This window comes from Bacillus altitudinis 41KF2b (genome assembly GCF_000691145.1).
Lineage (GTDB): Bacteria > Bacillota > Bacilli > Bacillales > Bacillaceae > Bacillus > Bacillus altitudinis.
The window spans coordinates 1-21,170 of sequence record NZ_ASJC01000004.1 but is presented as its reverse complement, the minus strand read 5'-3'; the positions used below and the strand labels follow the sequence as shown (position 1 = coordinate 21,170).

General features: G+C 39.5%; 15 protein-coding genes. 12 read left to right on the top strand and 3 right to left on the bottom strand.

From position 1 onward, the window contains the following. The first annotated feature begins 23 nt into the window (after positions 1 to 23). The 5 genes from BA79_RS08435 to BA79_RS08415 all read left to right on the top strand — a co-directional run bounded on the left by BA79_RS08435 (position 24) and on the right by BA79_RS08415 (position 6,992). Positions 24 to 1,292 carry an ABC transporter substrate-binding protein gene (locus BA79_RS08435; protein ID WP_035702233.1) on the top strand — a complete coding sequence of 423 codons (1,269 nt, stop codon included), beginning with the start codon at positions 24 to 26 and terminating at the stop codon, positions 1,290 to 1,292. A 58-nt stretch (positions 1,293 to 1,350) separates the two neighbouring features. After that, positions 1,351 to 2,322, top strand: a complete 972-nt coding sequence (locus tag BA79_RS08430; RefSeq protein WP_017359986.1) for a carbohydrate ABC transporter permease — start codon at positions 1,351 to 1,353, stop codon at positions 2,320 to 2,322. Then, a complete protein-coding gene (locus BA79_RS08425; RefSeq protein ID WP_008343219.1) occupies positions 2,319 to 3,140 on the top strand; it encodes a carbohydrate ABC transporter permease in 822 nt (273 codons plus the stop codon). Before BA79_RS08430 ends, BA79_RS08425 begins: the two co-directional genes overlap by 4 nt. Positions 3,141 to 3,287: 147 nt before the next feature. Then, positions 3,288 to 4,238, top strand: a complete 951-nt coding sequence (gene manA, locus BA79_RS08420) for a mannose-6-phosphate isomerase, class I (protein ID WP_007499909.1) — start codon at positions 3,288 to 3,290, stop codon at positions 4,236 to 4,238. Between the two features lie 123 nt (positions 4,239 to 4,361). After that, a complete protein-coding gene (locus tag BA79_RS08415) occupies positions 4,362 to 6,992 on the top strand; it encodes an N-acetylglucosaminidase (protein ID WP_035702230.1) in 2,631 nt (876 codons plus the stop codon). 17 nt (positions 6,993 to 7,009) lie between these two features. Here the strand turns inward: BA79_RS08415 and BA79_RS08410 are convergent, their stop codons facing one another. Together BA79_RS08410 and BA79_RS08405 are read right to left on the bottom strand one after the other, a co-directional pair. Further along, positions 7,010 to 8,197, bottom strand: a complete 1,188-nt coding sequence (locus BA79_RS08410) for a CDP-glycerol glycerophosphotransferase family protein (protein ID WP_017368158.1) — start codon at positions 8,195 to 8,197, stop codon at positions 7,010 to 7,012. Between the two features lie 11 nt (positions 8,198 to 8,208). Then, positions 8,209 to 8,979 (bottom strand): WecB/TagA/CpsF family glycosyltransferase, encoded by a 771-nt coding sequence (locus BA79_RS08405; protein WP_007499915.1) that lies wholly within the window; start codon positions 8,977 to 8,979, stop codon positions 8,209 to 8,211. A 370-nt stretch (positions 8,980 to 9,349) separates the two neighbouring features. Here BA79_RS08405 and tagD point away from each other — a divergent pair, with 370 nt between their 5' ends. From tagD to tagH, 6 genes are all read left to right on the top strand, one after another. Next, on the top strand, positions 9,350 to 9,739 hold the full coding sequence (gene tagD, locus BA79_RS08400) for a glycerol-3-phosphate cytidylyltransferase (RefSeq protein WP_008343212.1): 390 nt from the start codon (positions 9,350 to 9,352) through the stop codon (positions 9,737 to 9,739). A gap of 97 nt (positions 9,740 to 9,836) precedes the next feature. Beyond that, on the top strand, positions 9,837 to 11,303 hold the full coding sequence (locus BA79_RS08395) for an alpha-glucosyltransferase N-terminal domain-containing protein (protein WP_008343210.1): 1,467 nt from the start codon (positions 9,837 to 9,839) through the stop codon (positions 11,301 to 11,303). Between the two features lie 47 nt (positions 11,304 to 11,350). Next, positions 11,351 to 13,621, top strand: coding sequence for a CDP-glycerol glycerophosphotransferase family protein (locus BA79_RS08390; protein WP_017359982.1), 2,271 nt, complete (start codon positions 11,351 to 11,353; stop codon positions 13,619 to 13,621). 182 nt (positions 13,622 to 13,803) lie between these two features. Further along, positions 13,804 to 16,170, top strand: coding sequence for a CDP-glycerol glycerophosphotransferase family protein (locus tag BA79_RS08385; RefSeq protein WP_017359981.1), 2,367 nt, complete (start codon positions 13,804 to 13,806; stop codon positions 16,168 to 16,170). Between the two features lie 174 nt (positions 16,171 to 16,344). Further along, on the top strand, positions 16,345 to 17,172 hold the full coding sequence (locus tag BA79_RS08380) for an ABC transporter permease (RefSeq protein WP_008343200.1): 828 nt from the start codon (positions 16,345 to 16,347) through the stop codon (positions 17,170 to 17,172). A gap of 19 nt (positions 17,173 to 17,191) precedes the next feature. Continuing rightward, positions 17,192 to 18,796, top strand: a complete 1,605-nt coding sequence (tagH, locus tag BA79_RS08375) for a teichoic acids export ABC transporter ATP-binding subunit TagH (protein ID WP_035702226.1) — start codon at positions 17,192 to 17,194, stop codon at positions 18,794 to 18,796. 27 nt (positions 18,797 to 18,823) lie between these two features. Here tagH and galU read toward each other — a convergent pair whose 3' ends face one another. Continuing rightward, the gene (gene galU / locus BA79_RS08370) at positions 18,824 to 19,705 is read right to left on the bottom strand and encodes a UTP--glucose-1-phosphate uridylyltransferase GalU (RefSeq protein WP_008343198.1); all 882 of its coding nucleotides are present in this window, start codon (positions 19,703 to 19,705) and stop codon (positions 18,824 to 18,826) included. A gap of 268 nt (positions 19,706 to 19,973) precedes the next feature. Here galU and wecB point away from each other — a divergent pair, with 268 nt between their 5' ends. Further along, complete coding sequence (wecB, locus tag BA79_RS08365) at positions 19,974 to 21,113, top strand: non-hydrolyzing UDP-N-acetylglucosamine 2-epimerase (protein ID WP_035702223.1); 1,140 nt, start codon at positions 19,974 to 19,976, stop codon at positions 21,111 to 21,113. Positions 21,114 to 21,170 lie beyond the last annotated feature (57 nt).

Below are 21,170 nucleotides of genomic sequence, written 5' to 3'. Positions count from 1 at the left end.
TACAAAATAGGGATGGGGGATCCATGATGAAGTTTAAATTAGGCTTTACTTTATTGGCACTCTGTATGCTGGTCGTCTCTGCTTGCAGTTCATCGACGAACTCAGATGCAAAAAAAGAGGGCGGAGCGGAGAAACTAGAAATTTTCTCTTGGTGGACTGGTGCAGGTGAGGAAGACGGGCTGAAGGCACTCATTCAATTGTTTGAAGAGAAAAATAAAGACATTCCAATTGAAAATGCAGCTGTCGCTGGTGGCGCTGGTACGAATGCAAAGGCTGTTCTAACAAGCCGGATGCAAGGAGATGATCCGCCAGCTACTTTCCAAGTACACGGGGGAGCAGAGCTGAATGAGAGCTGGGTAGCCGCAGGCAAAATGGAGCCACTGGATGATCTATATGAAAAAGAAGGCTGGAAGGATAAATTTCCAGAATCACTGATTGACCTTGTGAGCAAAGACGGGAAAATCTATTCCGTTCCAGTGAATATTCATAGAGGCAATGTGCTTTGGTATAACAAAAAAGTATTTGAAGAACAGGGCTTACAGCCACCAACGACGTTTGATGAATTTTTCAAAACAGCCGATGCCTTAAAGAAAAAAGGGATTACACCACTTGCGCTTGGGGATAAAGAACCTTGGGCAGCGACTCATTTGTTTGAGAGCGTTCTTCTAGGAGTACTAGGTGCAGATGACTATCAAAAACTTTGGGCGGGCGACTTAAAAATGGATGATGCAAAAGTGAAGGAAGCGGCAGACATCTTTGGACGTATGCTCGAATACGTCAACGACGATCATAGCTCGCGTAACTGGCAGGATGCCTCACAACTCGTGGCAAAAGGGGAAGCTGCAATGAATGTCATGGGCGATTGGGCAAAAGGATATTTTGTGAATGATCTAGATTTGAAGGTGAATAAAGACTTTGGATACGTGGCAACTCCTGGTACGGAGGGCAGCTTTATGGTCATCACGGATACATTCGGACTGCCGAAGGGTGTCAAACAACCAGAAAACGTGAAAAAATTCTTATCTGTCTTAGGATCTGTGGAAGGACAGGATGCGTTTAATCCGCTGAAAGGGTCAATTCCGGCTCGTGTGGATGCAGATGTATCAAAATATGATGAATACGGAAAATCGGCAATGAAGGCGTTTAAAGAGTCAAAGCTGGCACCGTCTCTTGCGCATGGCTCAGCTGCTGAAGAAGGTTTTGTCACGAAGGCGAACCAAGCCGTCAATATTTTCGTGACACAAAAAGACAGCAGCCAGTTCGTTTCTTCTTTAAAAGATTCAATGAAATAAAGATGAAAGAGGCGGCCGTTAGGCACCGCCTCTTTTTTAAAAAAAGGAGTGTAGCTTCATGCGCATGGACACATCGCCGACCACAAAAACACCAGCAGCAAAAGTGAAACGTGTTCGGAAAAAATGGAATGGAGACCAGCTGCTTGCCCTGCTATTTTTAGCACCGTCAGCTGTTTTATTATTCATTTTTGTTTACGGATTTATTGGCTGGACAGGATATGTTTCATTATCGAACTGGACCTCGCTTGTTCCTGATTTTTCTTTCGCAGGTATGAAAAATTATGTCATGCTGTTTCAAGATTTTCGCTTTCAGTCAGATCTTCGAAACACGGTCTTTTTTACATTATTCTTTATTGGAGCAGTCATTGCTTCTGGGCTTGTGCTGGCCATTTTACTAGATCAGAAGATAAAGGGGGAATCACTTTTTCGGAATCTCTTTTTCTTTCCGATGGCCCTTTCCTTTGTTGTCACAGGTGTTGTGTGGCAATGGATCCTAAATCCATCAACTGGGGTAAATCTGTTTTTAAAAACACTCGGCATCCAGCCCAAGTGGTACACGGATACGAACATTTTAGCTGGATTTGTCTGGGGAAAAATTGAGTTTGGTGTACCGGCAGCAATGATTGCAGTTGTCATCGCTGCTGTGTGGCAGATGACAGGATTTTCACTTGCGATGTATTTGGCTGGTCTTAGAGGAATTCCAGAGGAAGTGAGAGAGGCTGCTAGAATGGATGGCGCAACCGAGTGGCAAATCTACTGGAAAATCATTTTCCCGCTGTTAAAACCAATCACAGCGAGCGTCGTCATTATCATGGCACATATTTCTTTAAAGATCTTCGATTTGATTTACTCGATGACAGGACCAGGTGCAAACTTTGTCACCGATGTGCCAGGTGTGTATATGTTTGAAATGACCTTTAGAGGAAACCATTATGCAGGTGGTGCCGCCATTGCGATCGTTATGCTGATTTCTGTTGCGGTCTTTATCGTGCCGTATCTCCTGTCTAGCCGGAAGGGGGCTTCATCATGACCGCAAGAGGGTTTGTCCGTCCAGTTCTTTATGCGTTATTAATACTGTGCAGTTTGTTTTTTCTCATGCCTGTTTATGTCATGCTCGTCACAAGCTTAAAGCCATTAGGTGAAGTGACCCTTGAGCGAATGTGGTCGCTTCCATCTACACTTGATTTCTCAAGCTACAAAATCGCTTTTGAAAAGTTATCACCTAATTTAATGAATTCTCTTTATCTAGTCATTCCTGCTACCTTATTGTCAGCTGTATTAGGTGCGATGAATGGCTATGTGCTGTCTAAATGGCGCTTTAAAGGATCAGAAGTGGTGTTTACCTTCATGCTGTTCGGTATGTTTATTCCATACCAAAGTATCCTCATTCCACTTATTCAATTTTTACGTGAAATCGGCTTGTATAACTCCATTCCGGGACTTGTACTTGTCCATGTCGTATATGGCCTGCCAATCACAACACTCATGTTCCGCAATTTTTATGTGAGCATTCCTGATGAAATGATTGAATCAGCGAAGATGGATGGGGCCGGATTTATCGGGATCTTCAGACATATGATTCTGCCGCTTTCCATCACAGGGTTTGTCGTGGTTGCCATTTGGCAGTTCACAAATGTGTGGAATGAGTTTCTATTTGCGGTTACTATGACCACGGCAGAGAATCAGCCGGTCATGGTTGCGTTGCAAAATTTATCAGGCAGTCAAATTGTGCAATGGAATGTTCAAATGGCAGGGGCCATCTTGGCTGCGCTGCCGACACTTTTGGTCTATATTCTACTCGGAAAATACTTTGTGAAAGGGCTTCTTGCAGGCTCAGTCAAAGGGTAAATTGATTTTCTTGTTATCGTTTTCATTCGGTGTACTGAAAGGATTGACTTCTCTTTAGATAGCGTCATAATAAAAGTTGAGACTTGCTAGTTTTCATTATGCTAGTCAAGGATTATCAAAGGGTAGCAAAGGGAGGAGTCATCCTGAATGAAGCAGTCACCAATTTTTTTACTGCCTGAATTGAAGGAGAGAATATGGGGAGGTACAGCCTTAAGGGATCAATTTGGCTATGATATTCCTTCTGATCAAACGGGAGAATGCTGGGCAATTTCTGCTCATCCAAACGGACCAAGTGTCGTGCAAGACGGTCCATATAAAGGGAAAACGTTGATCGAACTATGGGACAATCACAGAGAATTGTTTGGGGGAATAGAAGGCGATCGCTTTCCGCTCTTAACAAAAATTTTAGATGCAAACCAAGACTTATCCGTTCAAGTTCATCCAGATGATGATTATGCGGAAAGACATGAAAATGGCGAGCTTGGAAAAACAGAGTGCTGGTATATCATTGACTGCAAAGAAGGCGCAGAAATGATCTACGGTCATAATGCAAGGACGAGAACTGAGCTTGTGACCATGATGAACAGCGGAGATTGGGAAGGCCTTTTGCGGCGAGTGAAAATTAAGCCGGGTGATTTTTATTATGTGCCAAGCGGTACCATTCATGCGCTATGTGAAGGCACACTGGTTCTTGAAACGCAGCAAAGTTCAGATACGACCTATCGGGTGTATGATTATGAACGAAAAGACCAAAATGGCCATGAACGTGAACTTCACTTCACGCAGGCCATTGATGTCACAACGGTTCCTCATGTAGACGGTTATGCAGATGAATCAGTAGAAACTCGTCCAGGGGTGACCATTAGAACATTTGTAGAAGCAGAATACTTCTCTGTGTATAAATGGGAAATTGATCAAAAAGTAGAGCTATCGCAAGATTATCCGTTTTTGCTGTGCAGCGTTATTAATGGGGAAGGGTCCTTAGAGCATAATGGGCATACATATCCGCTGCCAAAAGGAGCCCATTTTATCCTGCCTGCTGAAACAGGGAACTTCACAATTGAAGGATCTTGTGAACTGATTGTGTCACATATATAAAGAAAAAGAGGACTTCGAGAGGTCCTCTATTTTTCTATTGCATAAAGGACTTGAAAGAGACTTGTTTTTGTCGATAAAGAGATTAGTAGACTATTATGCAAAGTTAAGAGAGGGACAGGGAACGTGAAAAAAACCATCAAGATTATGTTACTCGCAGCTGCCTTTGGTATGACATTACACACAGGCAAAGAAGTGCAAGCAGCCTCCTATGTCGATCAATCTATTTATACGATTAGCACCTCAAAAGTATTTACAACAGAAGCAGAAGTGAAAAAAGCGGTTGACACGTTGAAAAAGGATAAGAAATGGACAGCCACTTATCAAACTTCAGGAAATACATCGACTTATCAACTGACTGCCTCAGGATATGACTCACAAGTAGCAGCTAATGCAAGTGCCGCTGCATTAAAAAAAGAGTTAGGCATGAGCGGTACGGTGTCTCCAGTAGGTGACCGCCTTCCTTTACAGAAAATCGTATCTGATCCAATCAACGATGAAAGTCAGGCGAAAAAACTGACGCTCGAGCTGACAAAAACATCAGGACTCAATAGCACGTATGAAGCTATCAATCAAAGCAGACCATCTTATCAGGTCATTTCAGGAGCCATTGATTCTGAAACGAAAGTCAAAAATATTCAAACCGAACTACAAAAACAGGCCGGAGTCACGAGTACATACCAAACTGAAAACAAGGCCGGCACCGTGTATCAGCTGATCTCAGGCAATATGGTTGGACAGAGTAAGGCAAATACCATCCTGCAAGGTTTTCAAAAGGAATCTGGTTTAAAAGCAGTACTCCAAACGGTAGCAACAGGCAAACCGTATTACATCGTCACATCTGCTGCACAAACGAATCAGTCTAAAGCGCAAACCCTTCTGACCCAGCTGCAAAAAGAAGCGAAAATCAGCGGAAAGATTCAGAAGGCTGGAGCTGTTAAAAATGTATATAGCATGGAATCAGGCTATTTCAAAGACAGTAAGCAAGCAGCCTCAGCGGCGTCTCAGATTAAAAAACAAGCTGGTGCGTCAGGTACTGTGCAGCGAGTAGGAAAAACGAAAAATTATATCGTAAAGCTCAATCAATTAAATGACACAACTTACGCAAAAACAGTTGCCTTTTTCAAGAAAAAGAAATGGCGCTATACATCTAAAAAGATCTCCTCTACACAGCCATATCAAGTAGTGACTGGGAATCTTTTGGGCGATGATCAAGCGAAAAAAGCAACGGCATTTTTCCAAAAGAAAAAAGTATCCGCCACAACGAAAAAAACAGGCAAAGCATCTGACAGCACGTATCGACTTGTTGTGAATCAAGCAACGGATCAGACAAAAGTAAATAAAGGTGCTGCATACTTAAAAGCACAAAAGGTGACAAGCAGCATCACAACAGGCAAGGGGCAAGCCGTCAGTAAAGCATACAGCCTGATGACAACTCCTGTATATGATCAAAGCAAAGTAAAGCAGGCGCAAGAGATCATGAAAAAAAATGGAGTTGCCAGTAGTACAAAAACATTAACAGAAGCTGTTAAGCAATACCGTATTACGACAGAGGCAACTGTGAATCAAACAAAGCTGAATCAAGCCTTAAGTTATTTAACCAAACAAAAAATGAAAGCAGCCGCTCAAAAAACGGGAGCAACTGATTATGGTCAATATCAGATCAAAACAGGGGTTATTTCAACTGCTGCCTTAAGAGATCAAGGCATGACATTCTTCAAAAAACGAAATGAACCAGCTGCTTATACAACAACGACAAAACCGGCATATAAAATCAACATCACACAGCAGTTTACAGGGTTACCAAATGCGAATGCGGCCATTGCTTTTGTGAAAAGCCAATACGGCTGGACAGCCACAGCGACAAAAATCAAAAACGGTCCAATGGTGATGCAGACGAATTATAACCTCACTGTCAATGAGATGGTAAACAAACAAATGAAGGTATCGCCGCAGACAGATGGTGCAGCATATGTCTATGCGACATATGTAGACCCAGCGACATCCACAGTGAATACAGACGGGCTAAATGTACGTTCTACACCTGATTCAAGTTCGGCTAGCAACATCGTCGCACAGCTGAACAAAGGAACAAAAGTGAAGCAGCTTGGAAAAGAAGGCAACTGGATCAAGATCAGCCTCGGCTGGAGAAATGCGAGTTCAGCAGAAGTATTAAAATATGTAGACCCAGCGAATATCGCGGAGGGCACTCAATCTTATTTTCAATTTCTCAAACTCTCTGAAGCTGCAAATCTCAACCCGACTGAAGTGAATACGAAGATTTTAGCAGGGAAAGGCATTCTTGCCGGAAAAGGACAAGCCTTTATCACAGCAGCGAAAACGTATCATATTAACGAAATCTATCTCATTTCACATGCATTGCTTGAAACAGGCAACGGCAGTTCCATTTTAGCGAACGGTACGAAGTTTAATGATAGAATCGTGTATAACATGTATGGCATTGGTGCATATGACAGTAACCCGAATTACCTCGGTGCAAAGTATGCGTATGAACAGCAATGGTTCACACCAGAGGCAGCCATTATTGGCGGGGCAAAATTCATTGGCAACAGCTATATCAATAACGCCACATACAAACAAGATACCATTTACAAAATGCGGTGGTCTGCGACAGCGACTCACCAATATGCAACAGATATTGGCTGGGCTTCTAAACAGGTCACTCGTATGTATAGTTTGTATAACTTACTTGATAACTATACGCTGTATTATGATATCCCCGTGTATAACAAATAAAAAAACGTCCGTGCTTCTTAATGAGAAGCCGGACGTTTTTTGTGTAAGAGCTGATGTTCAATAAAGGAAAGAAGCTGCTGACTTGATTTCCCTTTTGAATATTGGTTCCATTCCTCAGCAAAGGTTTTCAATAAGTCTTGATTGGCTGATTCGTTTAGCCCCTTAAGCTCCTTTAAGAGCATATCTTGTGTGACGCAAGCCTTTCCTGGAATAATGTCTTCATAACGTTCGACTAAACCGCGTTTCATGCGATAAGTCTCTAGATCGTAAGTGAAGAACAAAACAGGCTTTCGGAGCAGCGCATATTCAAACACAATGGACGAATAATCTGTAATCAGGACATCGCATACAGAGAGCAATGGAAAGAGCGGCTGATCGGACACATCAAATATCCACTCACCATCTGTTTCTGCTTTGGCTAAATGTTTCACTGCAGGATGAAGTTTGACGAGCAGGATATAGTCACCATTCAGCTCTCTATGCAATTGTTCTTTAGAAAAAGGTAAGACAAGACCGTCCATTGCAAAGTCCCGGTAGGTCGGCGCATACAGCAGCACTTTTTTGCCTTTTGGAAAAATATCCGTCTGAAAGGAAATAGGGCGCTCATCATAGTACGCATCTGTGAATGGTACACCTGTTGGCAGAAAACGATCGTCCTTGACGCCAAATGAAGTTTTGAAAATCTCGCGCATGTGATCTGAGCCAGTAACGATATAATCGAAAGACGCATAGACCCGCTTGAAACGCTGCAGATCACGAGAACTACGGTGATGATTTGAAGCGTCTTCAAGACCGAACTTTTTCAAAGCACCATTGGCGTGCCACACTTGAATACAAGTGGTAGAAGGTCTATTTCTTAGCACACTTGTCATCAGAAAATAATTATCTGTGACGACAACTTTGCTTTTTAGCATCGTATAGATACATTGAATGAGATGGAAGGGATTTTTTTCATGAAAATAGCGAAATGACACATGAGGCACGTCCTTTTCTATCACGGAAGCATGCTTCGTATAGAGGACAGTGAGCTTCATTGTCATATTCGCCTGTTGTTGATAAGTATCGATGAGAGCAGCTGCATTCTCTTGGAATGAAACAAGCAGCGTCACCTGATTGTCACGAGGTTTCACGCCGCTCATGAGCCATCCAGCAAAAGAAACAAAAGCTGCATAGCATGAGATGATCATTGAGCGTATATTCATCATGTATCAGTCTCTCACAGCTGCTTCGTCTGATCTTTTACTTGCTCAGGATAGTAGCGCTTTTTCCCTTTGTTTTCTTTTAATACGGCAAAAGCGTACTTTGGGATATTCAGCATTCGTTTCCATCTCCACGGATTGACAATGAGTCTGTACAGCCATTCCGTATTTGTTTTAATCATCCAGCGTGGTGCACGCTTCACCGTACCGCTAAATACATCAAAGCTTCCACCTAAACCGATGCAAACAGCTTGCGGGAACAAATGACGGTATTCATAAATAAAGTTCTCTTGGTTTGGATAACCTAAAGCAACAAACACCATATCTGCTTTTGAACGAGCAATTTGTTTTGCCACAAATCGTTTATCCGCTTGATAACCATCACAGCTGCCTGCAATCACCACATTTGGATATTCTGTATCAATTCGCTGTTTGACAGCCTCGAGCACTTCTTCTTTCGCCCCATATAAAAAAATACTTTTAGATTGCTTGTTTGCGAGATCAAGCATAGACATGAACACATCAAAACCTGCAATTCTTGATTTCAATGGACTTTGCGTCATGCGTGACATCAACACAACACCTACACCATCCGGCAGTACATAATCCGCGGAAGAAACCACTTGATGATATGCATCATCCTTCATGACAGCATAGCCGATCTCTGGATTCACTGTCGCAATCATGGCGCCTCTTCTCTGGGAAATATGATGCTGGTTGATATAGCTAATAAATTCATCTAAGTCACCATTAACATAAGAAAGGTTAGAGACCACTTCTGTTTGCATTGTTCAGACCTCCTTTTTCATTTTGTTATCTATGAAACGTTCATTGTAAATTCATTCTTCGCCTACTCATCATTTTATCACAGTTGCTCCATGAAATATTAACAATAACTTTACAATCCTTTAAATTTCGTGACATTTTGATAACTTCATATGGAAGGTGCTTCATAAAACATTGATTTTTCGGACTTTACGTTCCGTGCCCATTAAATTGGAAATAGTTTGTCTTTACATCTGCTTAACGTTTGTTAGGCGCTGTGATATAATGAGGTTCCGAAGAGCGAAAAACACGATCGAAGATAATAGGATTACGGATAAACATTACTGCTTGAAGCAGTCGAATAAGGAATGAAGAAAGGAGTTTATGTTTGCAATGAAGAAAGTTATTACTTACGGTACATTTGATTTATTACACTGGGGGCACATTAAGCTGCTAGAGCGTGCAAAGCAGCTTGGAGATTACTTAGTGGTAGCCATCTCGACAGATGAATTTAATTTACAAAAATCCAAAAAGGCTTATCATAGCTACGAGCATCGAAAGCTGATTTTAGAAACCATTCGTTATGTAGACGAAGTCATTCCAGAAAACAGCTGGGATCAAAAAGTCCGCGATGTACAAGAGCATGACATTGATGTCTTTGTCATGGGAGATGACTGGGAAGGTAAATTCGATTTCTTGAAAGAGCATTGCGAAGTCGTTTACTTGAAGAGAACAGAAGGTATCTCGACAACTCAAATTAAGGAAGAAATTGCGGGACTTTAATAGATCGAAAAAAAGTACTTCTTATCTTTTGGTGAGAAGTGCTTTTTCATGTAAAATACAATGAGCAAGTTATCATGATTTTTAAGGAGAGCTTCCTTTGTTTCAAAATTGGATGAAGAAAAAAGTTGAAGATACATTGGATCAACCTGAACAAAATGAAACGATGACATTAGTTGAAATTCCTGACATGGACTACTACTTTATTGTAGGTGACGTACCAAATGAGGAAGACGGCTTAACGAAGTCTTTAAAAGCAAGAATAGAGCCATTGGCTGAGAAACATAAACGTACTGCGATGTTAACTTTGAATTTCGATGTAAATGTGAAGGAACGTATTCGCCGCTTGGAGGAGACCTTTCATCCTCAAATTGACATCCTGAATGTATTTGAACATTACATTCTGCCAGAGAGCGGAAGTAAAAGGTATTATTCGGAGTTTATTGCGGGTGAAGTACCTCAATCCATCAATGAAGCAGTTATCCCGGCAGATACATCGACCATTCAGGTGACGAGATATGAACTGCCTTCTTCCCCAATCTGTATGATTGATCAATATAATGAAGAGCAGCAATTAGTGAAGAGAGAAGAATACAATTGGCAGGGAGCTTTACGCAGAGTTCAAAGCTTTGTTCCTCATACAGGTGCTCTCTATTTAGAAGAATTGATCAAGGACGATGGCAGCATTTTTATGGAGATCATCTATGCTGGTGATGCAAAAAAGAATCCAGTCCGTCACATTAATTGGTATAAAAAAACAGGAATTCAAACATTTACAAAGAAGACGGATATAAAACAACAATGGCTATCCAGCATTCAATTACAAAATGACCGGTTAAAACTGATGGTCACAGAGGACCGGGACCAGGACCGCCATTTGTTTAAAATAGATCAACCGGAATCAACTTATTATGCTGCTTTTGTGCATGAAGCCCATTATGAGGAAAATCCGCACCATATCAATTCTCAATATGGAGAATTATTTAAACAAATAAGAAAACAGCAAGTGGATGCCGTCTTCTTTGGCGATACTAAGCATAAAGAAGATGTTGAGAAGGTTTTAGGAGAACAAACTTATTTCTACCATGTGCCTTCTGATGAAATGTCAGCTTGGAAAACAGTACTTCATCAGATGCTGGAAAACCGTATACGTAAAGATGAGCTGAGAAAGATCGTGGATCGCACGAAATGGGTGCTGCATGATCTTAGCTCTGAACACCATGTTCTTCATCTTCAGCTTAAGATGACAGACGAAATGAGCCAAGCGGATCATGTGGAAATTGATTTTGCAGGATATGATCGAGTGAATGGAGCTGAAATCATTTCTCAAACAATTGATGAGAATGATCAAGTCAGTTTCCCAATTGGTCATTTTCAAACAAAGAAAAACATCGAAACCAACCAAACAAAATTTGTGGATTTTTACATCCGCTTTAAAACAGAAGAACTTCAAGAAGTTTTACAACGTCTAGAAGTAGAGGGAGAGCTCCTTACCAATAAACCATCTTCAATTGATGGTTGGTCGTATCAAACGAAACAGGGGAACTATTCTTGGAAAGTAAAATAATGATACAAATAACGGTAAGATTTTTGAACAGAGGAGATTAACGATTAATGATTGAAGAGGGAATCCATAAGAAGAGTGTCGTTGAAGGTTTAAAAAATCATCATGAAAAATTGGAAATGCTCGTTCGCATCTACGATGACATGCCATTAGCAGATAGAGAGTTTTATCTGTTTATGAGGGAAAGGGTCTCAAAACAAGAACTATTCCTCCCGCTTGTTCATCAAGAAGAGAATCTATTCAAATTGGTACTGAGTGAAGCATCGCTTCCGCTTGCGTTAGAGCAAGGCCAGACATACAACTTGTATGTCACGGACTATCTGAGCGCAAACAAAGAAGAGGACGAAGACGAGCTTGAAGACTCAGCCTATGATTCTGATTCGGAAGAAGAGGATGAAGACGCAAAAGAAGCGGATACCAGCGCGACTTCCGAAATAGAAGAAAAAACACCATATTATAAACGTCGTTTGAAAATGGAAATTGAAACGCCAGAGCTGACATTTTTAGAAAATAAAGAAGCGCTGTTGTATGTTATTCCATATCGTACAGACAAAGGCAATGCTTCATTGAAAATCAAACGGGAGCTCAAAGTTGTGAAATTCCATCATATCGAGCTCAACAAAGAATGCACGCTATCTTTATCTGGGTATGCAGGCGTTCTAAGTGCAGAGCATCCTTATCAGATCAAAGAAGTAAAGCTTCTATTGAAGAAAAATGGTGAGGAACCAGTTGAGCATCGTTTTCCTGTCAAGATGACACATAAAAAAGATGAAGTCATTCAATATCGTGACGACCATCAAACACCACAACTGTATCAATTTTCAGCAGAAGTTCCTTTAGAGGAGTTAACTTATTCCTTAAACAAACGGTTTGTCTATCGCTTCTATTTTGAGTTTATTTGCGATGTTAACGGAGTGGAAGAAACGTTAACAACAACTTCTTTAGTGCTTGGAGATCGTTCAAACAAACTCAAAGGACTTGTTCAAATTCATAAAAGAAACGATGTACCAATTCGATATGAAGTGTACAGAAAGAAAAAAAGACAAACTTTAGGCATCCGAATAAATGATTACACCATGAAGACACGTGCTAAGTACTACGTAAAAAGCAAGTGGAAGAAATTCAAGAAGCAAGTGGGTAAGATTAAAAAAGTTCGCAATCGCCTTGTGACAAGTACTTTCCAAACGACCTTTACACTGGCGAGTAAACTGTCCGTCAAAAAGAAAACCGTTATTTTTGAGAGCTTTAATGGGAAACAATTCAGCTGTAACCCGCGTGCTATTTATGAATATATGAAAGAAAATCACCCTGAATATACGCTGATCTGGAGTGTTAAAAAAGGTCATGAAGCACCATTTAAAGAAAAAGGCATCTACTATATCAATCGTCTGTCATTGAAATGGATTTTTGCAATGGCAAGAGCTGAGTATTGGGTCGTAAACAGTCGTTTGCCGCTATGGGTTCCAAAACCAGAACACACCCAATACTTACAAACATGGCACGGCACGCCATTAAAACGACTGGCGATGGACATGGACGAAGTGCATATGCCTGGAACAAACACGAAGAAGTACAAAAAGAATTTCACGAAAGAAGCATCGAATTGGGATTATCTGATTTCTCCTAATGCATACTCGACCGAAATTTTTACCCGTGCGTTCCAATTCCAAAAGACCATGATTGAGTCAGGATATCCGAGAAATGATTTCCTTCACAATCAAAACAATGAAGAAACAATGAGAGCGCTCAAACAAAAAATGAACTTGCCGCTTGATAAAAAATTGATTTTATATGCACCGACATGGAGAGACGATCAATTTTATAAAAAAGGGCAGTACAAATTTGATTTAGACCTTGATCTGCATGAGCTACGAGCATCTATCGGAGAAGAATATATCATCATCCTTCGTATGCACTATTTAGTAGCGGAAAACTTTGATCTCGGACCATATGAAGGCTTTGCCTATGACTTCTCTCATTACGAGGACATTCGAGACCTTTATATGATTTCCGACCTACTCATTACAGATTACTCTTCCGTGTTCTTTGATTATGCAAACCTTAAACGTCCGATGCTGTTCTATGTACCAGACATCGAAACATATCGTGACAAGCTCAGAGGATTCTACTTCGACTTTGAACAAGAAGCACCAGGACCACTTGTAAAAGAAACATCACGCGTGATTGAATGGGTAAGAGAAACAGAACAGCCGACATTTACATTACCACCTTCATTTACGCCGTTTTATGAAAAATTCTGCTACCTAGAGAGCGGAGAGTCATCGAAGCGTGTGGTGGAAGTAGTGTTTTCTGAAAAATAGTAAAAAAAGTACCGTTCCTCTCATGTAGAACGGTACTTTTTTGTTTTTTTTATTCCATTGTACACATATTTAAAAGTAATGGTAAAAATAAAAAAACATAGAAATTTAACAGTAAACATGCTAAATTTAGATAAGATTATCCGGTATTGTAAATATGCTGAAAATAATATAGAGGTGCTTCAATGTACAAACTTTATCATAATTTTATAGAAATTCTAAATTTAGATGAACATAAGCTAGTAATATATATTGACGAAATAGAGAAGTTGTCCACTTTTGAATTTAAAGAGTTAAATGTAAACGATTCAAAGTGGATTTGTAAAATTGATGTAAAGGATCAAATGATTTTTGAATCCACAATAGATCATTCTAATGAAATGATTTATCTCTATGCTAAGGATCAAAATTTGTATATCTTGAAAGAAAGCTCTGACATGATTCAGCCAAAACAAATACATTCAATTGAAATTAACAATCAATTTGAAAAAATCTATGTTAAACAATTAGGATTAGACCGCTATGGCTTGTACAGTGGAGAAAAGGAACTGTTGTTATTTTCAGGGCTGCTAAATGTAGATGAGATCAATCAAAATTACAAAATGGATTTAGCCATTGATGGAGAAGAAAAAAGATTTGTGGACATCTCCTTTATCATATATGGTCTTTTCCACTTTGTTATTACGTACGATTGTCAAAATAAAGAACTAAATGTTAGAAAAATCTTGTTTGATGTGATGCAGGAACATAAAGAGATTGAAGTGACTGTAAATAACCGTAATCAAATCAAAATTCTAAATAAGGTAACTGAGCAAAAGAAAATCGTCAACTTTAGACTCGTTCCTACATATCAGCCGCTTAAGATTTTCGGTAAAGATACATTAGAGCAATTCAAAGAAGATAACATTCTTAATATTCTAGTGATAAATAAACAAAGATATTACATATATGTAAGAACAAATGGTGTTTATTTAGTAAGAGGAAATCCATATCTTGTCACAAAACACACTTCTAGATTACGTATTTTTAGTTTGTTTAATAGCTTCTATGTTTATGGAAGACTGACTCATTACGCATATAATTCAGACCAGAAGTATGAATATCTTTATATTAGAAACTCTGAGCACCAATTGGCGAAATTTACAAGACCATTTAGAAAGATCAAGTTTCTGAAAAGATATGGCTTCTTTAAAATTTCGTTAAATGATCTTGATTTAGATAGCAGAATCCACAATAACTTGTTCGTAGGAAATGATCACCGGATTATCCATAGTTTAAGATTGAAAAAAAGAGATAAAAAGGTTAAGACATATATCACGAAAAAGAATGGGGACAAGCTACAAGTACTAAGAACAAATCTTTTTGGAAATGTCACGTCAACTATTATTCCTTATTCTGAGGAATATTCTTTATTTAGTAAGGTCAAAATAAAAGTAGCGAGCATTTTATCATCGTTTTATAAAGACAAAAAATATGGTGTCAATTTGTTTTTTGAGAAAAAGAGTGACAAAGCAGATGAATCAGCTATTAGGGTTTATGACTATGTTCAAGAGAATTGTCAAACAGACTCAAAGAATTACTTTATTCTCAATAAGAAATCCAGTGCATATCCAGCATTGAAGGCGAAATATGGAAAAGGAATCATTCCGAAATATAGTCTGAGACACTATTTAAGTATTTTTAATGCCAGTTATTTTATTTCAAGTGAGCTATCTAACCATGTTCTGAATGATAGACTATATATTGATCATCTTAGAGAGAGAATCATGAGTGTTCCGCTCGTATTTTTACAGCATGGCATTATGTTTGCTAAGCCAGTTGATAATCCAATGGCTTTTGGATTCCATAAAGACAAGAACCAATACAATATTTATAAATCAGTCATCAGCTCTGAATTAGAAGCCGGTGAGTTTTATAAAATGAACTATGACCGTGATGATTTAATTTTGACCGGGCTTGCGACCTTTGACCATGCAAAGTTAGTAAAGGGTGCAGATAAGATTGCCTTCATGCCAACTTACCGATATTGGGAAGAGGGGCTTATTTATACGAATAGAATTGAGGAAACCTCTTATTATAGAGTTCTAATTAAAATCATTAAAAGCTTTGAAGAAGCAGGCTTGCTTGATCGTCTTTTACTTGTACCGCATAATAAATTTTCACAATATGTGTATCAGAATTTACCGCAGTATAAACATATTATTTCTGATAACCCTTCAGAAGCGCTAAAAGTGTCGAAAGTGTTTATTACAGATTATTCTTCTGCTATTTATGATGCGCAATATAGAGGAGCCTACCCGATCTTTTATTGGGAAGAGAAAGATTACTTAATTAGACAGTACAAGGCCATTCCGCCTGTGAACGAAGAGAATGCACCAGGTCCAATTGCATATAACACTCAAGACCTGATTCGTATTGTCAAACATGCAATCGATCATCAGTATGTGGTAGAAGATGAGTATAAAGAAAAATATTTGAAGATCAATAGCTTTAACGATAATCAAAATACAAAAAGAATTACTGATTTCTTAAAAGAGCATCAAATCATCTAACATCTGAGGGGCCCCCTGAATCTACGATCGCAAGGATTCAGGGGGATTTTTAGTTTCTTGAATAAATGATACGACTTTTGTTATAAGATGAAATGTGAATCGTTATCTGTTACAATTATGAGCGGTGCTTTTTAAAAAAGTGATCCCAAAAACTTATATCTAAGGAAGATTAGAATGAACGCAATGTTGACGATACTGAAGGAGCAAATCAGCTCATTTTCGCTGATTATGCGACTTGCTGTTTATGAAACAAAATCAAAATATCAGATGAATTATTTAGGTGTTTTATGGCAGTTTTTAAATCCATTGATTCAAATGCTGGCTTACTGGTTTGTTTTTGGTTTAGGCATTCGCGGAGGACAGCCAATTGTCATTGGAGGCATGGAGGTTCCATTTATCATCTGGATGCTTGCTGGATTAATACCGTGGTTCTTCATTAGTCCGACGATCCTTGATGGATCAAACAGTGTGTTTAAACGCATTAATATGGTATCAAAAATGAATTTTCCGATTAGTGCGCTGCCGTCTGTGGTCATTATGTCCAACTTATTCAGCTATTTTGTCATGATGGGTGTCTATCTCATTGTGTTGATTTCTTATGGCATATATCCTGACGCGCATTGGCTACAATATATTTACTACCTTATATGTATGATCGCGTTTATGTTTTCGTTTAGTTTGTTTAATTCAACAATTAGTGTACTCGTAAGGGACTATCAATTTCTTTTACAATCAGTGACACGTTTACTTTTCTTTTTGCTGCCGATTTTTTGGAATATCTCAGAGAAGCTCACTGGAGACAAAGCATGGATAGGAGATATTTTAAGATTAAATCCTCTTTTCTACATTATTGATGGTTTCAGAAATAGCTTGTTAAAGGGAGAATGGTTCTTCCATGATGTGAAATATACGCTTTATTTCTGGCTGATTACGCTTCTTTTTTTAACAGTCGGTTCATTGCTTCATATGAAATTTAGGGATAAATTTGTCGATTTTCTTTAAAAAGTAAGGAGATTATACGATGAAACTAAAGGTTTCGTTTCGAAACGTATCCAAGCAGTACGTCTTATATAAAAAGCAGTCTGACAAGATCAAAGGGCTGTTTTTTCCTAATAAAAATGAAAAAGGTTTCTTTGCCGTTCGTGATGTGTCGTTTGATGTCTATGAAGGAGAGACGATTGGTTTTGTAGGGATCAACGGTTCTGGGAAATCCACGATGTCGAACCTTCTAGCGAAAATCATTCCACCGACAAGTGGTGAGATTGATATGGACGGCCAGCCATCGTTAATTGCCATTGCGGCAGGGCTGAACAATCAGTTAAGCGGTAAAGACAACATTCGTTTAAAATGCTTAATGATGGGTCTGACAAATAAGGAAATTGACGATCTTTATGAAAAAATCGTAGAGTTTGCGGATATTGGAGACTTTATAGACCAGCCTGTAAAGAGCTATTCAAGCGGAATGAAATCCCGTCTTGGTTTTGCTATTTCAGCACATATAGATCCAGATATCCTCATTATTGATGAGGCACTGTCTGTAGGAGACCAAACCTTCTATCAAAAATGTGTGGATCGCATCACCGAATTCAAAGAACAAGGAAAGACGATCTTTTTTGTCAGTCACTCCATTAGTCAAATCCAAAAAATCTGTGATCGGGTTGCTTGGATGCATTATGGTGAACTTCGTATGTTTGATGATACGAAAAAGGTTGTGAAAGAGTATAAGGAGTTTGTTGATTGGTTTAACAAGCTTTCCAAGAAAGAAAAAAAGGAATACCAATTGAAGCACAAAGAAGGTCGAAAAGGCGTACAAAAGACAGAGAAGGTGTCTCGTTATCATGAGAACGGGAAACGACGTTCATTTTTTGGACCGGCATTTCAAGTGACCATGATAGCTGTTTTAACCATCTTACTTGCCCTTTCAATGTTTTCGGATCGCCCGCTTCGTACACTGGCAACATTTGGTGCAATTCCTTCAGGTAAAACAGAGGCGCCTCAGTCAACGAACCATGAGACGAAAGGTGCACCTAATGATATGAAAAAGATTGACCAACAGGCCATAGTTAAGGCAGATCCAATGACGGTTTATACAGACAGGGCCCTGAAAAAAAAGGCAGACGTCACATTATCGTTTGGACAAGAAGTAAAGGCTGTGGCTAAAAATAAACAAGCCGTTCAAATCAAAACAGCATCAGAGACGTATTATGTGAAACCTGATGCGCTACAAAACGCAGATGAATTGAAGCCGTTATCCATCGGACCAGCACAGTTCAATTCCTACGTATCACCCGCATCTGCAGGTTCGTATGAGTACTTACTTTCTTTTCTTGGAAAAGAAGAGTCTGTGCTGAAGCAAAGAATGCAGACACTTAGCTCGGTCAAAAGTGAACAAGGCAATACCATTGAGCGGCTGACCACTGAGAAAACCGATTATGTGATTGAAAATGGCCAGGCAAATACGATGGTGTTCCGCGAGATCATGCCCATCTCTCCTTCAACACTTGGACTGACAGAACAGGATGTCTGGATGAATGAGAAACAAACGAAGTTCGCAGTAAAGGGCGAACATAACCTGTTTGTCATTGATAATGAACAGCATACGCTGACTGTTTCAGCGACCAAATAAAAAAGCTGCCGATGCCGGCAGCTTTTTTTAATTCACTTCTTCTTTTTCAAGAAGTTGTTTCATAAATGGAATGAGTTTTTTCTTGAGCTCTTCATCTTGAAGGGCAAACTCTAGCGTCGTTTCAATGAAACCTTGCTTCTCTCCGACATCATATCGTTTTCCTTCAAAGTCATAGGCAAATACACGCTGGATGTCATTGAGCTTTTGGATGGCATCTGTCAGCTGAATTTCTCCGCCTGCACCAATTTCTTGTTGATCAAGGTACATAAAGATCTCCGGCGTGAAAATGTAGCGCCCTAAAATGGCTAAATTGGATGGTGCGGTTCCTTGCGGCGGCTTTTCAACAAAGTTTTTCACTTGGTAGCGGCGCCCTTCTTGGGTAAGAGGGTCAATGATCCCGTAGCGATGCGTATCGCTGTCCGCTACCTGCTGAACGCCGATCACGGACGAAAGGGTTTTTTCATATTCATCCATCAGCTGGCGAAGTCCAGGTGTTTCGGCTTGGACAATATCATCACCTAATAAAACAGCAAAGGGTTCATCACCGATAAAGTTGCGTGCGCACCAAACGGCGTGTCCGAGTCCTTTAGGTTCCTTTTGGCGAATATAATGAATATCAGCAATATTAGAGGATTTTCTCACCTTTTCTAAAAGCTCACTCTTTCCTTTTTCCTCTAGATTGCGCTCAAGCTCTGGCGCAAAATCGAAATGATCCTCAATGGCTCTTTTCCCTTTTCCAGTGACAATAATAATGTCTTCAATTCCTGACTCAACGGCTTCTTCAATAATATATTGAATGGTTGGTTTATCAACGATTGGTAGCATTTCTTTAGGCATAGCCTTTGTGGCAGGGAGGAAACGTGTTCCGAGACCTGCAGCTGGTATTATGGCTTTACGTACTTTTTTCAATGAACTTTGCACCTTCCTTACATAGATAACCGATTTAATAATCAATGTTAGTTCTTGGTCGTCTTTATAAAGTGTAACTTACAAATCATAGGAAAGACAAATGATTTCACTAAAAATGATTTTTAGATAGTTTACATTTTATATGTTAAATGTAAAGGAGGGTGAATGATAACGTTAATTCAATGTAAATTTCTTTTTTATATCATTAAATTTATCCTCCAAATTGTGTATAATTGAAAGTATTATACTAGGAAAGAGGCATAAACAAGTGAAAAAACTAAATGTAATGACTATTTTCGGTACTAGACCTGAAGCAATCAAAATGGCTCCACTTGTCCTTGAACTTAATAAACATCCACAAATAAATTCAATTGTCACTGTAACAGCTCAGCATAGAGAAATGCTAGATCAAGTTCTTGAGGCATTTTCTATTACGCCAGACCATGATCTAAACATCATGAAGCAGCGCCAAACATTATCTGAAATTACATCAAATGCATTGTTGAAACTAGATCAATTATTCCAAGAGGAAAAACCTGATATTGTCCTTGTTCATGGAGACACCACTACAACCTTTGCAGGAAGCTTGGCCGCATTCTACCACCAAATTTCTGTCGGCCACGTCGAAGCGGGTTTAAGAACTCACAATAAATACTCACCGTTCCCTGAGGAATTGAACCGCCAAATGACAGGCACTATTGCTGACATTCATTTTGCCCCTACGGCTGAGGCGAAGCAGAATCTTTTAGTAGAAAATAAAAAAGAAGAGACCATCTGTGTGACAGGGAATACGGCCATTGATGCCCTGCAAACAACAGTCACAGAACAATATCAACATCCAATTTTAGAGAAGATCGGTTCAGATAAAATGATCTTATTAACGGCTCATCGCAGAGAAAATCTCGGCCAGCCGATGAAAAACATGTTTAGAGCGATTAGACGTATTGTAGAAGAGTTTGAAGATGTTCAGGTTGTATATCCTGTACATTTAAACCCTGCTGTTCGTGATGCGGCTCAGACAGAATTCAGTGATCTTGATCGTGTGCACTTAATTGAGCCGCTCGAAGTAGTTGATTTCCATAACTTCGCTGCTGCCTCGCACTTTATTCTAACGGATTCTGGCGGTGTACAAGAGGAGGCGCCTTCTCTAGGGAAGCCAGTACTAGTGCTGCGCGATACAACAGAACGCCCTGAAGGTGTGAAAGCTGGTACGCTGAAGCTCGCAGGTACAGATGAAGAGACCATTTACAACATGGCAAAACAGCTTCTAGTCGATCAGAAAGAGTACGACAACATGTCAAAGGCGTCTAATCCATATGGTGATGGACAAGCGTCAAAACGAATTGTCGAAGAGCTTCTCCATCGCTATGGTTTAAGTGATGAAAAACCAGCCCCATTCCAATCATAAAAAAAGAAGACTACATTCCTGTAGTCTCAGATTGTAGAGAAACCCATGTTTTTCTAC

Coding starts and splice junctions, on each gene's coding strand:
- BA79_RS08405 (WP_007499915.1), bottom strand. CDS start 8,979: ATGCAAACAGAAGTGGTCTCTAACCTTTCTTATGTTAATGGTGACTTA.
- BA79_RS08380 (WP_008343200.1), top strand. CDS start 16,345: ATGAACGCAATGTTGACGATACTGAAGGAGCAAATCAGCTCATTTTCG.
- BA79_RS08410 (WP_017368158.1), bottom strand. CDS start 8,197: ATGATGAATATACGCTCAATGATCATCTCATGCTATGCAGCTTTTGTT.
- tagH (WP_035702226.1), top strand. CDS start 17,192: ATGAAACTAAAGGTTTCGTTTCGAAACGTATCCAAGCAGTACGTCTTA.
- BA79_RS08435 (WP_035702233.1), top strand. CDS start 24: ATGATGAAGTTTAAATTAGGCTTTACTTTATTGGCACTCTGTATGCTG.
- manA (WP_007499909.1), top strand. CDS start 3,288: ATGAAGCAGTCACCAATTTTTTTACTGCCTGAATTGAAGGAGAGAATA.
- BA79_RS08390 (WP_017359982.1), top strand. CDS start 11,351: ATGATTGAAGAGGGAATCCATAAGAAGAGTGTCGTTGAAGGTTTAAAA.
- BA79_RS08385 (WP_017359981.1), top strand. CDS start 13,804: ATGTACAAACTTTATCATAATTTTATAGAAATTCTAAATTTAGATGAA.
- BA79_RS08425 (WP_008343219.1), top strand. CDS start 2,319: ATGACCGCAAGAGGGTTTGTCCGTCCAGTTCTTTATGCGTTATTAATA.
- BA79_RS08430 (WP_017359986.1), top strand. CDS start 1,351: ATGCGCATGGACACATCGCCGACCACAAAAACACCAGCAGCAAAAGTG.
- tagD (WP_008343212.1), top strand. CDS start 9,350: ATGAAGAAAGTTATTACTTACGGTACATTTGATTTATTACACTGGGGG.